Here is a 19,149-nt window from a genome sequence, read left to right on the forward strand (position 1 = left end):
GTAAAGGCCTTATGTCTCGGCGGTGCCTGGACACAAATCCTGTGACTACCTGTCTAATTTTCGGTTAGCCTGTACAAGGAAAATAAACTTTTTCTAAAAAAAAGTAAAGAATTATTAAAGTTGACTCGGGTTTTTGCAAGGTTTTGCTTGTGAGAGTTTATGGAAAGAAACCAATTTCTTCTCTTTCTCTCCTTTTTGTTCTCCACAATTGCCACAATTCTCGGAATTGCCATCTTGGTATCTGGATCAAGCCTTGCCCGTTTCTCAAGTGGAACCGGAGGAGGTCTCTTCCAAGCCAGTGAAATTGGAGCTGTCGTCATACCGATCGTAGGCGAAATCCACTCCGGTGAGTCTACTTTTGATTCTACGGGAGCCGATACCGTTTTACGCCAATTACGCGAGTTAGAAGAGGACGGCAATGTCAAAGGGATCTTACTTGAGATCAATTCCCCCGGTGGAACGGTCGCTGCCTCCCAAGAAATTTTTAACGAACTCCTGCATCTTCGTAAAACAAAAAAGATTGTGGTGAGTATGAAGGATGTGGCTGCCTCCGGTGGTTACTACATCGCTGCGGCTTCTGATTATATCTTTGCACAGAATGGAACCATTACCGGCTCTATTGGAGTCATTTCTTTTGCACCGAATGTAAAAGGCCTTCTCGATCGTTATGGGGTGGGGGTGCGCACTTATAAAGCGGGAAAATACAAAGATATGTATTCTCCGTTTCGCGACTCTACCAATGAAGAAGATGAGATGATCGGAAAACAGTTACAAGACACCTATCGCAAGTTTGTGGAAGATGTTGCCAAAGGACGAAACAAAACGGTTAAGTCCATTGAAGAGTTGGCTGAGGGTAAAATTTATTCTGGTGAAGATGCGTTTCGTAACAAACTTGTGGATGACATTGGAGGAAGAAGAGAAGCTCATAAAAAACTTTCTGAACTTTGCCAATTTGATGGACTCATTCCTCTGTTTGAACAAGAGATTTCTCCCTTCGATCGATTTTTGCAAACCTTGGGTGTAAGTTTTTTTGGAGACAATTCTCATGTATCCAAAATTCGTTCCCTCATCCAATCACAAGTGTTAGTCATCCTACCTACAGCTCTTGGAAAATTGATGTTATGAGAGATTTTTTCTTCGATTTAGTTGATGTATTGGAACTCGTATTTTTGGATCCCCTTCGTTATTCGGAGGAGGTCCAGGAGATCCCCTTTGCGGCAAGTCCTGCATCTAGTTGGATGTTTTCAATCCTTTCCGCCTTATCTTTGTCAGTGGGAATGAGTATCCTCTCGGCACCTTACACCATTTCTACTTTGTCGTTTTTATTTTTTGGTTTTATAGCCAACTTGATTTTGTTTCGTTTTTTCCCATTTTTTTATGCATTAGTGGCTGACTACTATGTACAAAAAAAAGGAAGATCCCAAAAACTCCTATTTTTGTTAATGTTTTCAAGGCATTCGGTGGTTTTATTTTTATTATTTGCGCCAGTTAGTATTGTCATTCATGCTGTTGGGCTTTCTGGACTCGGATCGGGACTATTTTTACTAATCACATTTGTTTTCCTTTATAGTTTGGTTGTGTCTCGTGGACTCAAATCTATTTATGAATTAAAAAATCGCGACTCGCTTAAGTTTTCTTTTTATGCGCTCGGGCTTACTATTTTATTTCCTTTCCTTATGAATTTGTATACTGCAACCAGTATCCTCCAATCCATATCAGGTGGTTTATAGTTTGAATTTACTCATCACAAATGACGACGGAATTTCTTCCGCTGGAATCAAAGCTTTAGAACGAGTCCTTGGAAAATCTTATAATACATATCTCATAGCTCCTTTAAAAGAACGTTCCGTGACTTCCATGGCACTCACCGTTTTCCAAGGGATGCGAGTCGAACGAATCAATGATAACCATTATATCGCTGACGGGTTTCCTGCCGATTGTGTGAATATCGGTTTGTATGCAGAGATCTTTCCTAAAATTGACTTTGTTATCTCTGGGATCAACCGGGGAGTGAACATGGGATATGATGTCCATTATTCGGGAACAGTCGGAGCTGCCAAACATGGAGCGCTCCATGGAATTCCATCCCTTGCTGTGAGTTCTGGTCGGATTGATCCAGATGATGGTTATACAAAGGAAGCAGAACTCGTGTTAACTTTTTTATCAAAATACAAAGAACAAATCCAATCGGGCGAAGTTTGGAACCTAAACTTTCCCCCAGAAATTTCTGGGTCGGGCACGATAAATGAAATTGTATTTACTAGGCTTGGTCGCAGGCGTTATTCAGAAAAGTATGAGAAAAAACAAATCATCGAAGGTGTCAGCGAATTTCAGTTAAACGGAAGTTTACTTGGACACGATGAAGAAACGGGAACAGACTTTGAAGCCTACAACCAAGGAAAGTTACCGGTCACTCCCATCCAATTGGACTTAACGGAAAAAAGACGACTTACGGAATTACAATCCAAATAGAAACAATGGCAGAAGAAACAGACTACCTCGGTTACATGAATAAAGGCAATTATGCCATGGCACTGAATCTTTTGGATCAGGCCTTACTCCAAAATCCAGAAGATCCGATTCTTTTGTATAATTTTGCACTCTGTTGTTTCCAGACCAAAAACTTCAAAAAATCAATTCAGGTTTTGGACCGGATTCTGGAAGAATACCCAGGTTTTATCGAAGTCGATAATGTCTACCGACTGAAAGTGTTTGCCCTTGTGGAACTAAAAGATTGGGAAACCGCAGAGTCGATTATCAAAGATCGATTGCAAGTGGCAGTGGATGATCCCAAACTCCTTTCCTTTTTGGCCCATGTTTATGAATACACCCATCGTTTGGAAGAGGCGATAGAAATCCACCGCCGCATCTTGAAACATACTCCCGATTACAAAAATAGTCTCAATTCTTTGGGTTATTTACTTGCTTTAAAGAAAAAAATCAGCACCGAAGAACGCACAGAAGCCATCAAATCCTTAAAAAAAGCATTGGAACTTGATCCAAACAACCCAGCTTACCTAGATTCCTTTGGTTATTTTCTGCAAACCATAGGAAAACCAGAAGAAGCATGGAAGGCCTACCGCAAAGCCCTGCAAAAGAACCCAAACCATCCCGTTCTTTTAGAAAGATTGAAGAACCTGAAGAAATAAATCTCCCTTTTGTTGACACAGTCCATCTGCCAAAAACACTGGTGATTCAAGGACTTTCTCGGGATGTAGCGCAGTGGTAGCGCATCTGTTTTGGGTACAGAGGGTCGCAGGTTCAAATCCTGTCATCCCGAATCAGTTGGTTCTATCCGACCCGGTAGCTCAGCTGGATAGAGCAACTGCCTTCTAAGCAGTTGGTCGGGGGTTCGAATCCCTCCCGGGTCAAGATGTTTTAGAAATGGTGGATGTAGTTCAGCGGTAGAGCCCTGGTTTGTGGTACCAGTCGTCGCGGGTTCGAATCCCGTCATCCACCCACTTAGAATTTCCCCTTCAACGATATAGTTTTTCCGCTAACTGCAATGGGCGCCTCGCGTTCGCCTGGCCCTCCGTGGCCAGAGCTCCCGCCCGCATCCATCCATGGATGCTGTTCGTCGCCCATTGCCGTTAGCGGAAAAAGATTCGAATTCATTGGGAAATTTGGTACAAGTGAAAAGTTACTTAAAATACCAGTTTTGACTTTGTGAATATCTTCAAATGCAAATAGCGAACTAGAGGTCCAACCACAGCGAGTTGTGCCAAAAGTGCCATCGGGTAGTTTTTGATCACAGAACTTATGTAATGTTCTAGAAAATGATTTTCTGTTCCAACGTTGATCAGTGTAGTGATGAGTGTCATCATTAGACACATCCCAGTAACCATAAGTAATACCATGACAAGAATGTGTTTAAACTTTGGATCTGTAGGTGATACTATGATTTTATGCAGTTTATGAACATTGTGGCTCACGATTAATTGTTCTACAGCAAAGGCGATTAGGAATATTGGAACAAATTGTTTTATGATCAATATAATTGTCTCTGTATGAAATCCGAAAATCAAAACAATGTTATACGATAACATTATCGTTGCCATACCAATGGTCATCATTGTAGAAAAAACTAATTCTTCTTTAAGTGTTCGATTCAAAATCTATCCTCTTCATTTTACAGGAAATGAAACCAGGAGCACAATTATTTTTATGGGTCATTTTGGCAATAGGTTTCATAGGACAAGATCGTTAACTTTGCTTTTTGGTTGTTTGCCACCAAAGAAACATAAATGGATTTGTTTTATAACTTAGGTTGTCGTGATATTTGGGATTAAATCGTAACTCGTCGAATGAATATTCTTACATATCATCTTTCCCCAGGACTCCAGTCGTATTCCATACGTTTGGCTGTTCGTGTTGCCACTTCTAGTCCGAATATTTTTTGCAGAAGATAAAAGCTCAAATGAATTCCCGATGAAATTCCACCAGAGGTTAGAATTTTTCCGTTATCCGTATATTTAACATTTTCTTTTACATTTAACAAAGGATAGTTTTTCTTTAGACTGCCTATGTCCATCCAGTGAGTAGTCACATCCAACCCGTCTAAAAGACCGATTTCTGCTAAAAGAAATGCACCTGTACAAATAGAGGCCAAATGCTTAACTTTTAAGTATTTAGCTTTAATCCAACTAAGGGTTGTTTGATTTTTAATCTCTAACTTTTCGGCACCATAACCTCCTGGAATGATCAAAATGTCCATTATCGGGCAGTTTGTATAATCAAAGTTAGGTAAAACTATCAGTCCATTCCTTGCGGGGATTGGGGAAAGGTTTTCTGCAACAAGAAAGACCTGGCATAATTTCTTACGGTCGTTAGTTTCTGCGAGAGAAAAAACTTCAAAGGGGCCAGCAAAGTCTAACACTTCGACTTCTGGGAATATAAGGATTCCTATTTGTAGCATAAACTGATTTTTCCTTTTTTTACTTTACATTATAAATAATTAATTTCTAATATGCCTCGTTTGTGACGAAACAAATTTAGTAATTCACTGGAAGGTAAAAACTATATGTCATTCCAAGATGCGATCAAAGTATGTTTACAAAAGTATGCTGATTTTAGCGGCAATGCAAAAAGACCAGAATTCTGGTGGTGGATTGTTTTCTGCATTATCATTAGTGCAGTACTCAACATGATTTTGCCAATTATCGGAGGAATATTTTCCTTAGCTGTGCTTTTGCCAAGTTTGAGTGTGGGTGCAAGGCGTTTGCACGATACAGGTAAAAGTGGATGGTGGCAATTGATTGGCATCACTGGGATTGGAGTTTTAGTGCTTATTTTTTTCTGGGCGCAAAAAGGGAAAAGTTAGGATTTAATTTCCAAACTCAATTGTCTTTTTCTCGCGTTAGGGGGACGTAGGGCTTGGTCGCCTACCATCGTTAGATGGTTGGTGACGGGAGCGTAAGCGCACCCCGGAGTGACCCGGCCCCTTATTTGAATTTATTTTTAAAAACCAAAAAAATTGGGAACGCACAGAATTTTTTTTACAACGTTTTTGGCGTTAGGTGTTTTGTTCTTTTTTTGGTTTGTATAAAGTTTTATCAATCTCCAATGCATTTTGGATATAAGGAAGGATCAGTTTTGGATTTATCTCACCGGGCGAATGAAAGGTGAAACAATAGACCTGTTTACGGTTTTCTTTTTCTAGTTTTTGTTTAGGATCGTTTAAAAGATATCCATTACAAAATCCCAACTGCACACCAGATTTTGGACCAGGTTTGATGGATGCCGGCCATATAAAACAGACGCGGCTATTTTGGAAGTAATAGAGAACAGAATAGGAAATTTTTTCTTCTAGAGTATCAAACGGTTTTAGAATCTCTTTTAGTCGCAACACAATAGAAAGTTCAACTTCGGTAAGGGAAGAATAAAATAATTCGAATCTATCGTTCATTTAGTTTTACTTAAGTATTCTATTATTTTTCTTTTTCCAAAATGGTGAGATAAATTTCACGTAAATCTTTTGGAAGTTTCCCATTTTTATAAGCAAAGGTAAACATAGTCGAGTGGGATGGGCTGTTTACCATCCGAGAGATTTCTGTCGATGCGGGCCAACCATTACAGCCGTCATGTGACCATTCATAGAATATTTCTTTTGATGATTCTGAGATGATATTAAACACTAAAGAGGGGCAGTTTTCAGAAAGTCCTTCTCTAACTGCATTCATAAAAGCAGCTCGATTGGATGATCCAATTGTTTTTAAAAGATTTAACCGATAGAGTTCTGTCCATGTTTCTATTTTGGTTCCGTCGGGGATCATTTCGATTAACACTTGTTCTTCGTTTTCTCCAGAATTTTCAACATACCAGCGCCTTCCATCAAGGTTACGATAGAAGGGGACTTTGACAGTTTCTTTTTTGATGTTTAGATTTTTTTCCATAACCAGACGGAGGGTTTCTTTACTTTTTTCCGAAAAATTGATGGGAACATTCAAAATCTTTTTTTCACCTTTATTGTTTGTGATTTCGAATGTAAAAAAGAGACTCGTGTTTCCCAATTCAAAAATCCAAAGATAATCTTTTTCTGCTAGAGGTTGGCTGGATAAGGATAAGTTTCCTTTTGTTATTTTGGATATTTCAGAAATTTGTTCTGTTTTTTGCGAACCTTTGACTTCGTAACCATGGATACTTTCAAGATTATCCACTTTTACATCTGCGAAAAAATTCCACCGAATAGAAGATTCGTCAATCACGGGACCAAGACTTCGGGATTGAATCCATTCATTTCCTAACTCGGGTTTTAGTTGAGCAAAAACATTTGTAGAGAAAAACAGTAGGGATAATGCGGATAAAATCAGTTGTTGTTTCATTGTGATCATCTAACTCAAAGACTATGATGGGACGGATGGAACGATAACAGGAGTTTAGATTTCGTCAACCAATTGTTTGGCAGAGTGGCGCTGATATTCCGAAAAGGTTTTGATTTGATTGAAGTTGGCTTAGTTTTTATTTTCTGGCAGTAACTTAATGTTTTCTTTTGCGGCTGAAATTCGATCTAAAGGACTTACAATATTTTCTAGCCGGCTCCTTGCCACCTTTGTATAAATTTGAGTGGTTCGGACACTTGCGTGTCCGAGTAATGTTTGGATCATTCGTAAGTCGGTTCCTAGCTCTAACAAATGTGTGGCGAAGGCATGCCTTAAACTATGGAAACTTACCTTTTTTCCGATATTTGCTTTTTTGGCCGCATTCGTAAAGATTGCTTCAGCGGTTCGGATATGTAAGGGCCTGTTTCCTGAACCCGGAAATAACCAAGGATTCGCACGCACTTCGTTATAACTTTGTCTTAAAAGTAAATTGTATTCTCTGACCTTAAGATATTCTTTTAGCTCCTCAACTAGAGACGTAGCAAGAATTGTATACCTATCTTTTTTCCCTTTACCCTGGCCTACACGAATCATATTTCTTTTTAAGTCAATGTCTGTGATTTTTAAATGAATGACTTCACTCACACGCAAACCAGAGGAGTAACTGATAAGTAATAACATTTTATGTTTTCTGTTGGGAAGTGCATTGAATATCGATTTTGTTTCTTCTGCAGATAAAACCTCTGGGAGTTTGGACCCGACCATCATCCTTGGAAATTTCAGTTGTGTGAATTGTTGTCTGACTTCGCGGAAATAGAAGATAAATGCCTGTCTTGCCGACCTAACACTTGCGGCCTTTACACCACGGTCGGTTACCAAGTGGTCTAAATATTTGTCCAGATCACTGGTTTTGACATTAGCTGGAAGTTTTTCGGTGAAAACCAAAAGTTGAAATATATGAGAGTAGTATGTTTTTGTTGTGCGAAACGAAAAATTACGTTCTCTAGTTGCTTTGAAAAAATCACCTAATATTTCGCATTGTTTGGGGATCTCTCTGGGAAGAATTCGAATGTCGTGGACTGCAAAAGCATTTAATACTTGTTTTATGATGTTTGGGTCATTCGGATAAGACCAGGCATTATCATTATCAACGGAATGGAAAAAACCTTTGGGTATGGATTTCGCAATGGAAAAAAACGTTTTTGAATAGTGAAATCGTAAATAGAAACGATTGTCCTTGGGAGAATAACGAAATTTGATCATAGAACACCTAACCTTACATTGGTAAGTTTATTAGGTGAAATCTTTTCGGTTTGGTTCTAGATTTTTTGGGGTGGTAGGGAAGGGATTTTTTGTGAATATACTATCCCCGCCCTGATTTGGGTGGGGAACTAGACCCGCCGCCCAATACGTTCCCTCTACCACGCACGCATTAAATCCGAAATCCAAATCTGCCGATCCCCGTTTTTTTTCTTGGAAAGTTCGCATTCTTACACGAACCTTACGGAATCGGAGACTTATGAACCTATTCACTGTTGGACTTGGCGTATTTTTTATCCTCTACGGAACCACCACCTACTTCCTACGCATTTACAAACCAGGATTTTTTTGGAAACTAGAACCCATGAAACAAAAATGGGGCGAAAAACGCGGACATTTCATCCATGTTTTTAGTTATTCCATCCTTCCCATCATTTTAGGAATTGTTTATACAATTTTAGGTTTTAGAGGCTAACAGTCACTTGGTGGTGGCCGCTAAATTCCAGTTTTGTGGGCGCCTCCCATTTGGTTTTGAGATTTATGTTTTAGCTCAAAAGGACCGGGCCCTCCGCTTCAATCTTTCTCTTCCGAGAAAGGATTTCCGCTAGGGTCCCTGGCGCTCTCGCCTTGATGTGTGTACTTAGAGTTTGTGGGAAAGAATGGTATCTTGGCGAGACGGAGTTCTGTCTTCCGGATAGTCCGTATTAAAATGGAGTCCGCGACTTTCTTTCCTTAGAAGTGCTGACCGAACAATGAGTTCTGCCACTTTCACCAAGTTCCGAAGTTCGAGTAACCCAAGGGACACTGTGGTCCTGTTGTAATAGTCTTTCACTTCTTCGGAGATTAGTTTCAATCGGCGGAGGGCTCTTTCCAGTCGCATATCGGAACGAACAATCCCCACATAATTACTCATAATGGTTTTGATTTCCACTAAATCGTGGGAGATGAGAACCCATTCTTCGGTGTTTGTGGTTCCCTCTTTGTTCCAATCAGGAATGAGATCTGTTTCTGATGAATAACTTAATTTCCCTTGAGAACGAATATCACCTGCTATGCGATGAGAGAAAACGAGGCATTCGAGGAGACTGTTTGATGCCAACCGGTTTCCACCGTGCACCCCAGTGCAAGTAGTTTCCCCGCAGGCATATAAGTCGGCGATATTTGTCCTTCCCAGTAAATCGGTAGCCACTCCACCGCACATATAGTGGGCTGCAGGCACTACAGGGATGGGATCTGTTGTGATATCAATCCCCAGTTTTTTACAACGTTCATAGATGGAAGGAAAATGACTAATGATATCGTTTGCGGGTCTATGCGTAATATCCAGGAGGACATGTGGTTCTCCTCTTTTTTTCATCGTATCATCAATGGCACGGGCGACAATGTCTCTTGGTGCTAGTTCCCCCAAGGTATGGTAGTCCTTCATAAAAGGTCTACCACCTATCTCGCGTAAGATGCCACCGTGGCCACGGACAGCTTCCGAAATTAAAAAACTATTCCCTTGTTCATGAAAGAGGGAAGTGGGATGGAATTGATAAAATTCCATATTTTTGACAATGGCCCCGGCCCGGTAAGCACTAGCAACTCCATCACCAGTCGCAATGTTTGGGTTTGTGGTATGTAAGTAAACTTGGCCTGCCCCACCCGTTGCCAAAATGGTTTTTTTAGCAAGGACAGGAAATACCTCTCCCGTTTCTGTATCCACAATATAAGCCCCGTAACACCGAAGGGGAAGGTTGTCTTTGTCCTTTAAATGGTGTTTGGTGATGAGATCCACACAGGCATGGTTTTCCAAAATACGAATGTTTTGGTTGGCGTGAACATGGTCGAGTAGCGATTGTTCTACGGCACTTCCCGTTCTATCAAGCGAGTGGATGATGCGATTTTTGCTATGTCCGCCTTCACGAGCAAGGTCTAGTTCCCCAGTTTGGTTTCTGGTAAAAGGAACTCCTAGATCCAGAAGTTCACGAACTCGAGTGGGGCCTTCTTCGACAAGCACACGCACAGCTTCCAAATCACAAAGCCCAGCCCCAGACTCCAAGGTATCTTTGATATGTTCTTCAAACTTATCCTTGTCATCAAAAACGGAAGCAATTCCGCCCTGGGCATAATTGGTATTGGATTCGTAGTCTGCCTTTTTGGTTACAACGACTACGGTTCCCAGCGGAGCCAACTTCAGTGCGGTAAAGAGTCCACTCACTCCGCTTCCAATGATCAAAAAATCCGATTTAATTCGAGTCACATGGTTTCCAATTCTACCTTAAGCCAAATCCTTTCCCCTTTCGGGGTATAGAATTATTTTGTATTCAACATTCCTTCAATGTAATCCAAACTTCTGATGAGCATATAGTCTGGTTTGATGGCATCATTGGCATGTGATTTTAAAAAGGCATCGGCCTTTCCATTTTTCTTCGCATACTCTTTGATCGCATTTACATTGAACTTGGATTTTACAACACCTTCGTGGGGAATGAGGGGCAGGTGGTTCCACATATCTTCTTCACGGTAACGGAATGGGAATGCACCGTCTGGTTCTTCTGAAACTTCTATATCAGGAGAAACTCCCACAACTTGGATGGTTTTTCCAGATGGTGAGTAGTATCTTGCATTGGTGATTTTGAGCAAATAATCAGGGTTGTTCTCTAAGTTGTTTAAACTTTGAACGGTTGCTTTTCCAAACGTTCTTTCCCCTAACAAAATTCCACGACCATGGTGTTGGATGGCGCTGGCTACAATTTCAGACGCAGAAGCTGACTTAGAATTGATCATTACAACTAATGGAAGTTTTGCGATGTCTTTGTTCTTTGCATATTTTTCTTCATCACTACGAAATGGAGTTCTTGTGAACACAATCATTCCTTTTTCGATAAACATATCGGTAATATCTATGGCAAGATCCAAATACCCGCCAGAATTTCCACGTAAGTCCAAAATTAAAGCTTTGAGTGGTTTGCCACTGTCCTTGGCTTCTTGTTCCATCTCCACTACTGCATTGGCAATTTGTGTGTCAATGGGAGCTTCACCTGGACCTGGTTTTACAAATCCAGTGAGTTTGATATATCCAACTTGAGGGTTTTCTTTTACGATATGGTGGGTTACGTTTTTAATCGTAATTTTATCACGGATCACTTCGATGTCCGTTTTTCCCGTGTTACCCTTTCTTGTGATGGTTAAAACTACTTTGGTTGCTTTTGGTCCTTTGATTTTTTTAACCACTTTATCGAGAGTTAGGTTTTTGATCACCTTACCATCCACAGCAACGATTGTGTCTCCACTTCGGATTCCGGCCCTCACAGCAGGGCTTCCCTCCAATGGATTTTCCACTACGACTTCACGACTTCCTCCACCAGAAAGAATCGCACCAATTCCTTCAAAAGAACCATCGCTAATTTTAGCCATGGACTCTTCCCACATTTCTTTCAAAAAAACATTAGAATGTGGATCAAGAGAATTCAAATAACCATTCGCAGCAGCAAGAAACACTTGTTCCATGCTAAATTCTTTTTTATCTTCCTCTTCCTCGGGAAGTTCGCCGTCAAGTTCTACAAGTCCTTTGAGAACAGGTGTTTTGTAAGTTTCCAAATTGTCTTGGACATAAGAGATGACTCGGTCAAATTCTTTACGAGAGAAATTAATTTCTTCCCACTTAGCAGCGATAACCGATTTTTTCAGTTTTTCTTTTTCGATGAGTTTTTTAACTTCTGCATCTGAAAGTTTTCTGTTTTCGTTTTTCTTTAACTTTTCTTTTTGAATTTTTTCTACAAGAGTGTAGTCAGGATCAAATAACACGAATTTGTCGGAAGGGGAGATTTTGAATGTTTTCCCCGGCCAAAGATCGTCTTTGTCGTCGTATTTTTCCCTTTCAGTGAAATAACTTTCTGGGTAAATATAGAGTGGATGAGGCATACTGAGAACGGCAAAGGATGCCGCATCAGTGAAAGCTCTGTTTTTATTGATATTTTTATCAATATAGTACTTATCCACAGATTTGACCACGGTTTCGAAGTCTTGGTAGGTAAAATTGGTTACACGGTTAGGAGCTTTTTTGGCTTCCGGTTCACAGGAAATAAATCCCACGGGAAGGGCAAAACTGAGTAGGGTGAAAAAAGAAAGTAAGTAAACAATTCGTTTCAAGGGATCGCTCGTAAAGTGGATAGATTATCCTAAGAATTTCCGATTTTCCAGTCCATGCAACTCAAAAAAAATCGGGACAAATCTAGGACACACGTATATCATAGACGGTGTGATGCGTCCATTCGTTGTCCTGATTTTCGCTCTTTCCCTTGGGTTTTGTACTTCAGAACCGCAAAAGAACCCAACCCGCGATCCGTACAGTTTGGAAACCCTAATCTTTTTGGAAGAGGTGCTTCTCGATGTATGGGAGTCCTCCGAGTCTAGAGAAGAGGCAATGTCTCGACTAAGATATGTTTGCCGAACGCGGGACACTGACGATGGATATTTATGTTACACTTGGGGACTTCTCGAATACCACCGAGGCAATTATGCGGCGAGTTATACCGCTTTTAGAAAGGCTCTAGAAAAAAATCCAAACGATAGCCTCTATAAAAATATGTTACGAATTTCTGCCGAAAAGTCGGGAAATTTAGCCGATCTCAAAGCCCACTCACGAGATGGCGAGGTTTTGGCAGTTTTTACAGAAACACAAAAACTTTGTAAGGAAAACAAACCACCCGAGTCCGAATCCTTTCGTTTTTTAGCAGAACGTGGGATTCTCACAAAAGAAACTTTACGTCGGGGTGTTCTTTCCGATTGTTTCCAACGTTTGCGTGATGTTGACAAATCTCAAATTCAAAAAGAAATCCGACTTTCTTCCCTTTCTTATAAGGAACGTCTTTATGCCGACCAAATGAAATCGGATCCCTTTTCTCGGATTTGGGATACTGCCAGTTACCATCGTGGGGAAACAGGGCAGGCTGTGGGTGCCAGTGCAGGAGTAGTCACTGCGAATGCGTCGCTTGTTACTGATAGCGGAATTGTTTTACCGCAAACAACCGCAAAACCAGGTGCACCGATAACAGATGCTTGGAGAAAACTGAAACTTGCTTCCGTTTCGGGAAACGAATCACAAGGCAGGGAAGCCATTCGAAGTTTTTTATCAGAGATCCAATCGGCCAAACGAAAAGGCAAACTAGAAGGACAACTTGCTTTGGCATTAGAAAGAGCAGCCAAGTTACTTTTGGAACAAGACCCTCAGTATGTTAAACTTCGTTCCCTAGCGAAAGAACTCTGAGATAATCCTTTATGGTTGTCTCCATTCCTACAATCAGGCTTTTGCTGACGAGTCTATGACCAATCGAAACTTCCGCTAAATGGGGAAGTTTGGCAAAGAGTTGCAAATTGTTCGTATCCAAGTCATGTCCTGCATTGACACCTAATCCTAGTTTGTGGGCCTCAGTGGCAGCTCTTTCATAGTCTTTGAAACTCAGCTCCCCCTCTTCCCTGGATCGTTCGTAAGCATAAGCAAAAGGTCCTGTATACAACTCGATTCGGTTGGCTCCTAAATCTTTTACCAGTCGGTATTGTTCGAAATTCGTTTCCATAAACAAAGAGACTCGGATTCCGCTTTCGTGGAATCGCGCGACCATTGATTTTAAGGTTTGGAACACTGTTTTGTCTTCCAAATCAAATCCATGGTCTGAGGTGATTTCTCCTGGTTTCACGGGAACGAGAGTGGCTTGGTCGGGCCTTGCGGTTAGGACTAGGTCCAAAAAACGTTCGCTTGGTTCTCCCTCGATATTGAATTCTTTTTTAGGAAATCCCTTTTTTGATAAATTTTCGTTGTAAGATTGCAAAAACTCTCGTATTTCGAATACATCTTGTTTGGTGATATGCCTTTCATCCTCTCTGGGATGGATGGTAATGCCGTAAGCACCGGCATTTAGAATGATCTCAGAAATTTGAATGACACTCGGAATGGATCCGCCACGAGAATTACGTAGAGTGGCGATCTTGTTGACATTGACACTTAATTGGGTCATAGGAAAAAAAAAACTTTTCATTAAATTTCATCCAGGAGAAAACCGTCCAATTTCAAAAAGGTTGTCCCTTTGAGGGGATTTCCAAAACTGTCAAAAGTACGTTTATGGTCGCAAAAAAAGCAGTCAAGAAGCAGGCCCCGCCCAAGAAAAAAGCGGTAGCCAAAGAAAAACCAACCAAGGACACAAAGTCCGCTTCCCCGAAGGAAGATAAAAAAAAGCCCGTAGCCGGCGCTAAAACTCCCGCTACGAAGGCGAAAGCCGTGCCGGCCCCGAAAACAGCTTCCGCTGTGTCCAAGGACAAACCGGCCCCAGTGGCTAAGGCACCAGCTGTAAAGATCGATCCCAACAACCCTTTGGGCAAAAAGTTCAATTGTTACTCTTGTGGTACCAAATTTTATGATTTGCACAAACCGGAAAAAAAATGTCCTAAATGTGGGGCAGACCAATTGGCAAAACCAGCCATCAAATCACGAATGGCGGCTATCCGCAGTTCTGAATATGAAGTGGAAGAAGAGGAAGAGCCAGTTTTAGAAGATGATGAACTCTTAGAAGAAACGGAAGAGTTGGAAGAGGCCGAAGAAGAGGAGGTCGCAGCCGAGGAAGAGGTGTGATCCTCCCTGTCCTTGGTGGACCCACCGGTTCCGGAAAAACCGCCCTCACTAAAGTCCTCGACCCCAAACGTTTCGAAATTGTTTCTTTTGACTCCCGCCAAGTCTACCGGGACCTTCCGGTAGGCACAACGGCACCCACTCATGAAGAGTCCTCCCATATCCGCCACTGGCTTGTTGGCATTTTGAATGCAAACGAGTCTGTCAATGCCAGCCAATTTTCAATCTGGGCCCGCGAAGCAATTAACGACATTCGGAGTCGTGGAAAAATTCCTTTTCTCATTGGTGGCACAGGATTTTATCTCCGAGCTTTTCTTATGGGGATGTATCCCGTACCAAATGTACCCAAGGAAACTAAAGACTATGTTTTGGAACTTCCTTTGGATATGGCAAGGGAAGAGTTGTTTGCAAAAGATCCGAAGGTTATGGAATCATTGTCACCACAAGATGGATACCGAATCAAAAGAGCTTTGGAAGTTGTACTCACTGGCGTTTTGTGGTCTGATGTTTCGAAAGAAACTGTGGGCGGATATTTAAGTGATTATCCAGATGTTCAAGTGATTGGGCATTGGTTGGATTGGCCACGCGATGTTCTCTACAACAGGATTAATGAAAGAGTGAAACAGATCACCACGGGTATGTTAGCGGAGACAAAAGAAGTGATTTCTAGGTATGGATCGGGCTGCCCGGGCCTACGAACCTTAGGTTACAATTTTGCGCTTGCTTTCTTAAATGGAATCATAGACAGTAATACATTCATTGAGCAGCTGGCCCAAAGCCATAGAAATTATGCGAAACGACAGATCACTTGGTTCAAAAAAGATCCGTTACTTTCGCCCATTTCCTTCGAAGCCGCTGTCCAACTGTATACAAATATAGATAAAATATAGAGAAAACACTCGGGATTTCCAATGTCGGCAAAAAATAATATCCAAGACCAATTTCTAAATACAGCAAGAAAGGAGAAAATCGATCTCACTATTTACTTGTTAAACGGAGTTCCGCTGAAAGGAAAGGTTGTCAGTTTTGACAACTTCACAATCATCCTAGAAAACGAAAGCAAACAGAACTTGGTGTACAAACACGCCATTTCCACCATCATCCCAGCAAAACCCATTAAACTCCACAGTGAAGAAACACCGAAGGAAGCGGGAGGGGTCTAACTCTTTTCTGGTTTTCCTCTGTTTGCTTTGCTAAATTCTGGTTCCAAACCCTATGGCAAAATTAACTAAAGAATCCCCGGTTGTCCTCATTATGGCTGGTGGAAAGGGAGAGAGGTTCTGGCCTCGCTCCCGAACCAATTCTCCGAAACAACTCCAGAAAGTTTATTCCAACAAAACTCTTCTTCGTGAGACAATCGACCGAGCTCTCACCATCACAACTCTAGACCGAATTTATATTGGAACCAACGCCAACCTAAAAACAGAAATCCTAAAAAAAGATCCTAAATTCCCTTCAACCAATTTCATTTTGGAACCAGAAGGAAAAAACACAGCCCCCATCATTGCCCTTTCGGCTCTCCACTTTCAGAAAAAATTTGGAAATCCAAATCTCATCGTTTTGTCTGCAGATGCTTTTATTGATCCCATCAAAGAATTTACAAAAACCATAGAGCAAGCCTTATACGAGACAGAAAATGGAATGGTTCTACTTGGGGTCAAACCCAACCGTCCGGAAGTAGGGTATGGTTATATCAGCACTGGAAAACCAACTGATGTAGGTTATACGGTAAAAGCATTTTTTGAAAAACCTGATTTCAAAACAGCTTTAAAATACATCAAAAAGAAGAATTTTTATTGGAATCCAGGGATTTTCCTTTTCCGCACAGAAACCATCCTTTCAGAATTAGAACGCCATGCTCCGCATATTCTAAATCCTTTAAAAAATGGATTTCCTTTTAAGAGTTTTGGAGATCTAAAAACGGCCTTCCAAATGCTTCCCTCAGAGGCGATCGATACTGCCATTATGGAAAAATCCAATCGCATTCGAATGGTAGAAGCTACCTTCAATTGGGATGATGTTGGATCTTGGATGTCTTTGGAACGAATCCTTCCGGGTGATAAAGAAAAGAACCACCACCAAGGAAAAGAGGTTCTTTATCACAAAGCTTCAGGGAATATTTCATCCGTTCAGAAGGAACTCATTGCGTTTCTTGGTGTTAAGGATCTCATCGTTGTGGAAGAGCCAGATGTCCTTCTCGTGACCTCTCGTGATGGTGTAGGGGATATCAAAGCTATGTTATCCACTATGCGGAAAAATAAAGTTTTACAAAAGTACCTCGACTAGAATTTTGACAGATAGGCTTGATATAAGGAGGAAGGAATGCCTTCCGGAAAAAAGAGAAAGCGTAGAAAAATCGCAACCCACAAACGTAAGAAAAAACGCAGAGCCAACAGACACAAAAAGAAGAAATAATCTTTCTTCAGTGACTTTCTTTTTCCTCCGATAGATTTGTTATGAAACAAGTCTGGAGGAAACAGAAACCCCGCACACCCGGTTTCATTCGAGCCTTTACCATGGAAACACCTCTCGGGGATGTCCTGGAGGCTGAATTCAACTTTCACGAACGTCTCGTTCGTTTAGCTGTCGAAATCAAAGAAGAGAAGGGTCGTATGTATGGTGCCACCGTGAAAAACGGAACTGTACAGGTTGAGAAGGATATTACTTCTGGTCGCCCCTATCCCGTCTTTCGAAAGGTTTGGCCCTTTCGAGAATACTTCAGTACCCTCCCCGATAAAGACATGCTTGCATGTATTGGCGGGGCGTACGAAATTTATCCCCCCTTTGAACCTGATGCCCAAGAGAAGGGTCGTTCCCAAAGATTTTCTTTGGAATCGGCACTCTTTCCCTCCACGCGGTATGATTCCATTTTTGGGATTGTCCGGGAAACTTGGTTCCAACGTTGGAGAAGGGAAAGGCGTGAGGCAAGAGAGGCACGAGGATCGCTCTGGTTGCGTTTTAAAAGGCGTGTCTGGGGAGATTTACAAGATATCTTCATGGGCGTCGGATTCGGATGTTTGGTTTACTACCTATATTATGATTATGTCGTATTAGGACTGACTCTGGGAATCCTAGGTATGACCGCAGGTCTTCTGGATTTTCTTGTCAGAAAACGTTCTGTCCTAATGACAAAAGTGTTGTCATTTCTGAGTTTCGGTTCATATTTTTTCTACAATGGCTACGTCTACTTCTAGTGCGTAGGCTAAAATTGTAGAAAAGTTATATGGCAAAAGAAACATCATCGGCAAACCAATTCATTCATGAGCAGTACATTATATTCAATTTGGGCGATGAAGAATATGCGATTCCCATCACCATAGTCGAAGAAATTGTCAAAATCACTAACCTAATCCGTGTTCCACAGTCCAAAAGTTTTTTCGCAGGGATTATGGACATTCGGGGCAAAGTCGTCCGAATGATTGACCTTGCCAAACGTCTTAACATTAAAAATATCACGGATGCTGCTGCGGACCGAGCCATTGTCATCAATGTCTCTGGCAAATCCATTGGTGTGATTGTGGACAAAGTCTCTCACGTAGTGCATTTTCCCGCAAACCAAGTGGACCCACCTCCCCCTTCGGTCAAAGGGATATCGTCTAGATACATTACTGGTGTGGGTAAAAAGGACAATCGGTTCATTATTTTGATCGATATTGAAAAAATTCTCACTGTGGAAGAAGTCACTGAGTTGGCAACCGTCTAACTTTCTGTAGGTTCCCATTCCCAGACATCAGGTATGATTATTTCAAAGTTTTATTACCTAAGAAAGAATTTGTATTCCATGGCAGAACTTGTTTTGGAACAGGTGATTCTTTTGAGTGAAGCTTTAGAAGATGATGATTATGCACAAGCAGAACGCATTGTAGAACGAGACGACCTCATTGATGATTTGGAAAAGGAAAATGATAACCTTTCCCAGAATGCGATTTTGGAAGCCGTGAGTAACCGTAACATTCTTGGAATGGGTGATGTAGACAACGACATCGTCTTAAAAAAAGACCCACTTCGGTTTGCACTCTCGGCAATTCGGATTACAAGGAACATGGAACGGATGGGAGACCAAGTGGTCAACTGTGCCGATGTCTTTCGTCATAAAACCATCCGCAAAGGTCTTTTCAAAAACGAAGAACCTATGACTCTTATTTTATCTCGAGTGACTACACTTGCCGGAATGGCCATTGAATCTCTTGTCGAAGAAAAAGAAAGATTTATGGGGAGTGTCAATACATTAGAAGATGAATTGAATTCCCTTTGTGACCAAGCATTTCATAAATATCGTTGTGTCCCTGATATGGAAAAACAAGAATTTGCAGATGTGTATCGCATTATTCTCGCATTAGAACGGTTAGGTGATTATGCCGTAAACGTAGCTGAGGAACTTGTCCGACTCAACACGGGAAAAGATATTCGCCATTTAGAAAATGTAAAAACAAAAGCCTCAAATTTTCCTTAAAAATATATTTT

The 19,149-nt window shown here is 41.2% G+C and carries 22 protein-coding genes and 3 tRNA genes; 17 read left to right on the forward strand and 8 right to left on the reverse strand.

Annotated elements, in window-relative coordinates:
* Positions 1-159: 159 nt before the first annotated feature.
* From sppA to LEP1GSC199_RS19025, 7 genes are all read left to right on the forward strand, one after another.
* A complete protein-coding gene (sppA, locus tag LEP1GSC199_RS18995) occupies positions 160-1,125 on the forward strand; it encodes a signal peptide peptidase SppA (RefSeq protein ID WP_002991087.1) in 966 nt (321 codons plus the stop codon).
* Entirely contained in the window at positions 1,122-1,730 is a 609-nt protein-coding gene (locus tag LEP1GSC199_RS19000; protein WP_002990810.1) for a hypothetical protein, read from the forward strand. Before sppA ends, LEP1GSC199_RS19000 begins: the two co-directional genes overlap by 4 nt.
* Before the next feature lies 1 nt (position 1,731).
* A complete protein-coding gene (gene surE, locus LEP1GSC199_RS19005; protein WP_002990619.1) occupies positions 1,732-2,472 on the forward strand; it encodes a 5'/3'-nucleotidase SurE in 741 nt (246 codons plus the stop codon).
* A 5-nt stretch (positions 2,473-2,477) separates the two neighbouring features.
* Positions 2,478-3,149 carry a tetratricopeptide repeat protein gene (locus LEP1GSC199_RS19010; RefSeq protein ID WP_002990776.1) on the forward strand — a complete coding sequence of 224 codons (672 nt, stop codon included), beginning with the start codon at positions 2,478-2,480 and terminating at the stop codon, positions 3,147-3,149.
* Between the two features lie 59 nt (positions 3,150-3,208).
* Positions 3,209-3,280, forward strand: a tRNA-Pro gene (locus tag LEP1GSC199_RS19015).
* A 17-nt stretch (positions 3,281-3,297) separates the two neighbouring features.
* Positions 3,298-3,371: transfer RNA gene (locus LEP1GSC199_RS19020), tRNA-Arg, on the forward strand.
* A 16-nt stretch (positions 3,372-3,387) separates the two neighbouring features.
* Positions 3,388-3,459: transfer RNA gene (locus tag LEP1GSC199_RS19025), tRNA-His, on the forward strand.
* A 185-nt stretch (positions 3,460-3,644) separates the two neighbouring features.
* Here the strand turns inward: LEP1GSC199_RS19025 and LEP1GSC199_RS19030 are convergent.
* Complete coding sequence (locus LEP1GSC199_RS19030; protein ID WP_002990837.1) at positions 3,645-4,112, reverse strand: DUF2798 domain-containing protein; 468 nt, start codon at positions 4,110-4,112, stop codon at positions 3,645-3,647.
* A 209-nt stretch (positions 4,113-4,321) separates the two neighbouring features.
* The gene (locus LEP1GSC199_RS19035) at positions 4,322-4,915 is read right to left on the reverse strand and encodes a DJ-1/PfpI family protein (protein WP_002990983.1); all 594 of its coding nucleotides are present in this window, start codon (positions 4,913-4,915) and stop codon (positions 4,322-4,324) included.
* Between the two features lie 105 nt (positions 4,916-5,020).
* Between LEP1GSC199_RS19035 and LEP1GSC199_RS19040 the strand changes: the two genes are divergently transcribed.
* Positions 5,021-5,320 carry a DUF805 domain-containing protein gene (locus LEP1GSC199_RS19040; RefSeq protein ID WP_039927464.1) on the forward strand — a complete coding sequence of 100 codons (300 nt, stop codon included), beginning with the start codon at positions 5,021-5,023 and terminating at the stop codon, positions 5,318-5,320.
* Between the two features lie 192 nt (positions 5,321-5,512).
* Here the strand turns inward: LEP1GSC199_RS19040 and LEP1GSC199_RS19045 are convergent, their stop codons facing one another.
* The 3 genes from LEP1GSC199_RS19045 to LEP1GSC199_RS19055 form a co-directional block, all read right to left on the reverse strand.
* Positions 5,513-5,905: a DUF1801 domain-containing protein gene (locus LEP1GSC199_RS19045; RefSeq protein WP_002990858.1), complete on the reverse strand. Its 393-nt coding sequence runs from the start codon at positions 5,903-5,905 to the stop codon at positions 5,513-5,515.
* A 22-nt stretch (positions 5,906-5,927) separates the two neighbouring features.
* Positions 5,928-6,821, reverse strand: a complete 894-nt coding sequence (locus LEP1GSC199_RS19050) for a hypothetical protein (protein ID WP_002990722.1) — start codon at positions 6,819-6,821, stop codon at positions 5,928-5,930.
* A gap of 129 nt (positions 6,822-6,950) precedes the next feature.
* Positions 6,951-8,081: a tyrosine-type recombinase/integrase gene (locus tag LEP1GSC199_RS19055; protein WP_002991012.1), complete on the reverse strand. Its 1,131-nt coding sequence runs from the start codon at positions 8,079-8,081 to the stop codon at positions 6,951-6,953.
* 256 nt (positions 8,082-8,337) lie between these two features.
* On the opposite strand from LEP1GSC199_RS19055, the gene LEP1GSC199_RS19065 reads away from it, so the two are divergent.
* Entirely contained in the window at positions 8,338-8,553 is a 216-nt protein-coding gene (locus LEP1GSC199_RS19065; RefSeq protein WP_002990995.1) for a hypothetical protein, read from the forward strand.
* Positions 8,554-8,718: 165 nt separating this feature from the next.
* Here LEP1GSC199_RS19065 and nadB read toward each other — a convergent pair whose 3' ends face one another.
* Together nadB and LEP1GSC199_RS19075 are read right to left on the reverse strand one after the other, a co-directional pair.
* Entirely contained in the window at positions 8,719-10,320 is a 1,602-nt protein-coding gene (gene nadB / locus LEP1GSC199_RS19070) for an L-aspartate oxidase (RefSeq protein WP_002990582.1), read from the reverse strand.
* A gap of 53 nt (positions 10,321-10,373) precedes the next feature.
* Positions 10,374-12,212 (reverse strand): S41 family peptidase, encoded by a 1,839-nt coding sequence (locus LEP1GSC199_RS19075; RefSeq protein ID WP_002990964.1) that lies wholly within the window; start codon positions 12,210-12,212, stop codon positions 10,374-10,376.
* Between the two features lie 112 nt (positions 12,213-12,324).
* Between LEP1GSC199_RS19075 and LEP1GSC199_RS19080 the strand changes: the two genes are divergently transcribed.
* Positions 12,325-13,329, forward strand: a complete 1,005-nt coding sequence (locus tag LEP1GSC199_RS19080) for a tetratricopeptide repeat protein (protein ID WP_002990669.1) — start codon at positions 12,325-12,327, stop codon at positions 13,327-13,329.
* Here the strand turns inward: LEP1GSC199_RS19080 and LEP1GSC199_RS19085 are convergent.
* Entirely contained in the window at positions 13,298-14,077 is a 780-nt protein-coding gene (locus LEP1GSC199_RS19085) for a pyridoxine 5'-phosphate synthase (RefSeq protein ID WP_039927524.1), read from the reverse strand. The two genes, LEP1GSC199_RS19080 and LEP1GSC199_RS19085, sit on opposite strands and share 32 nt — an antisense overlap.
* 104 nt (positions 14,078-14,181) lie before the next feature.
* On the opposite strand from LEP1GSC199_RS19085, the gene LEP1GSC199_RS19090 reads away from it, so the two are divergent.
* From LEP1GSC199_RS19090 to LEP1GSC199_RS19120, 7 genes are all read left to right on the forward strand, one after another.
* The gene (locus tag LEP1GSC199_RS19090) at positions 14,182-14,688 is read left to right on the forward strand and encodes an FYDLN acid domain-containing protein (RefSeq protein WP_002990773.1); all 507 of its coding nucleotides are present in this window, start codon (positions 14,182-14,184) and stop codon (positions 14,686-14,688) included.
* Positions 14,685-15,575: a tRNA (adenosine(37)-N6)-dimethylallyltransferase MiaA gene (gene miaA / locus LEP1GSC199_RS19095; RefSeq protein WP_002990968.1), complete on the forward strand. Its 891-nt coding sequence runs from the start codon at positions 14,685-14,687 to the stop codon at positions 15,573-15,575. Before LEP1GSC199_RS19090 ends, miaA begins: the two co-directional genes overlap by 4 nt.
* Before the next feature lie 21 nt (positions 15,576-15,596).
* Positions 15,597-15,848 (forward strand): RNA chaperone Hfq, encoded by a 252-nt coding sequence (gene hfq, locus LEP1GSC199_RS19100; protein WP_002991024.1) that lies wholly within the window; start codon positions 15,597-15,599, stop codon positions 15,846-15,848.
* Between the two features lie 52 nt (positions 15,849-15,900).
* Positions 15,901-16,971: a mannose-1-phosphate guanylyltransferase gene (locus LEP1GSC199_RS19105; protein ID WP_002990864.1), complete on the forward strand. Its 1,071-nt coding sequence runs from the start codon at positions 15,901-15,903 to the stop codon at positions 16,969-16,971.
* A gap of 170 nt (positions 16,972-17,141) precedes the next feature.
* Positions 17,142-17,879: a hypothetical protein gene (locus LEP1GSC199_RS19110; protein ID WP_002990631.1), complete on the forward strand. Its 738-nt coding sequence runs from the start codon at positions 17,142-17,144 to the stop codon at positions 17,877-17,879.
* A 29-nt stretch (positions 17,880-17,908) separates the two neighbouring features.
* A complete protein-coding gene (locus LEP1GSC199_RS19115) occupies positions 17,909-18,388 on the forward strand; it encodes a chemotaxis protein CheW (protein WP_002990913.1) in 480 nt (159 codons plus the stop codon).
* Positions 18,389-18,421: 33 nt separating this feature from the next.
* Entirely contained in the window at positions 18,422-19,138 is a 717-nt protein-coding gene (locus tag LEP1GSC199_RS19120) for a phosphate signaling complex PhoU family protein (protein WP_002990780.1), read from the forward strand.
* The last annotated feature ends 11 nt before the right edge of the window (positions 19,139-19,149 follow it).

The sequence above is a fragment of the Leptospira vanthielii serovar Holland str. Waz Holland = ATCC 700522 genome (assembly GCF_000332455.1).
In the GTDB taxonomy this organism is placed as follows: Bacteria; Spirochaetota; Leptospiria; order Leptospirales; family Leptospiraceae; genus Leptospira_A; species Leptospira_A vanthielii.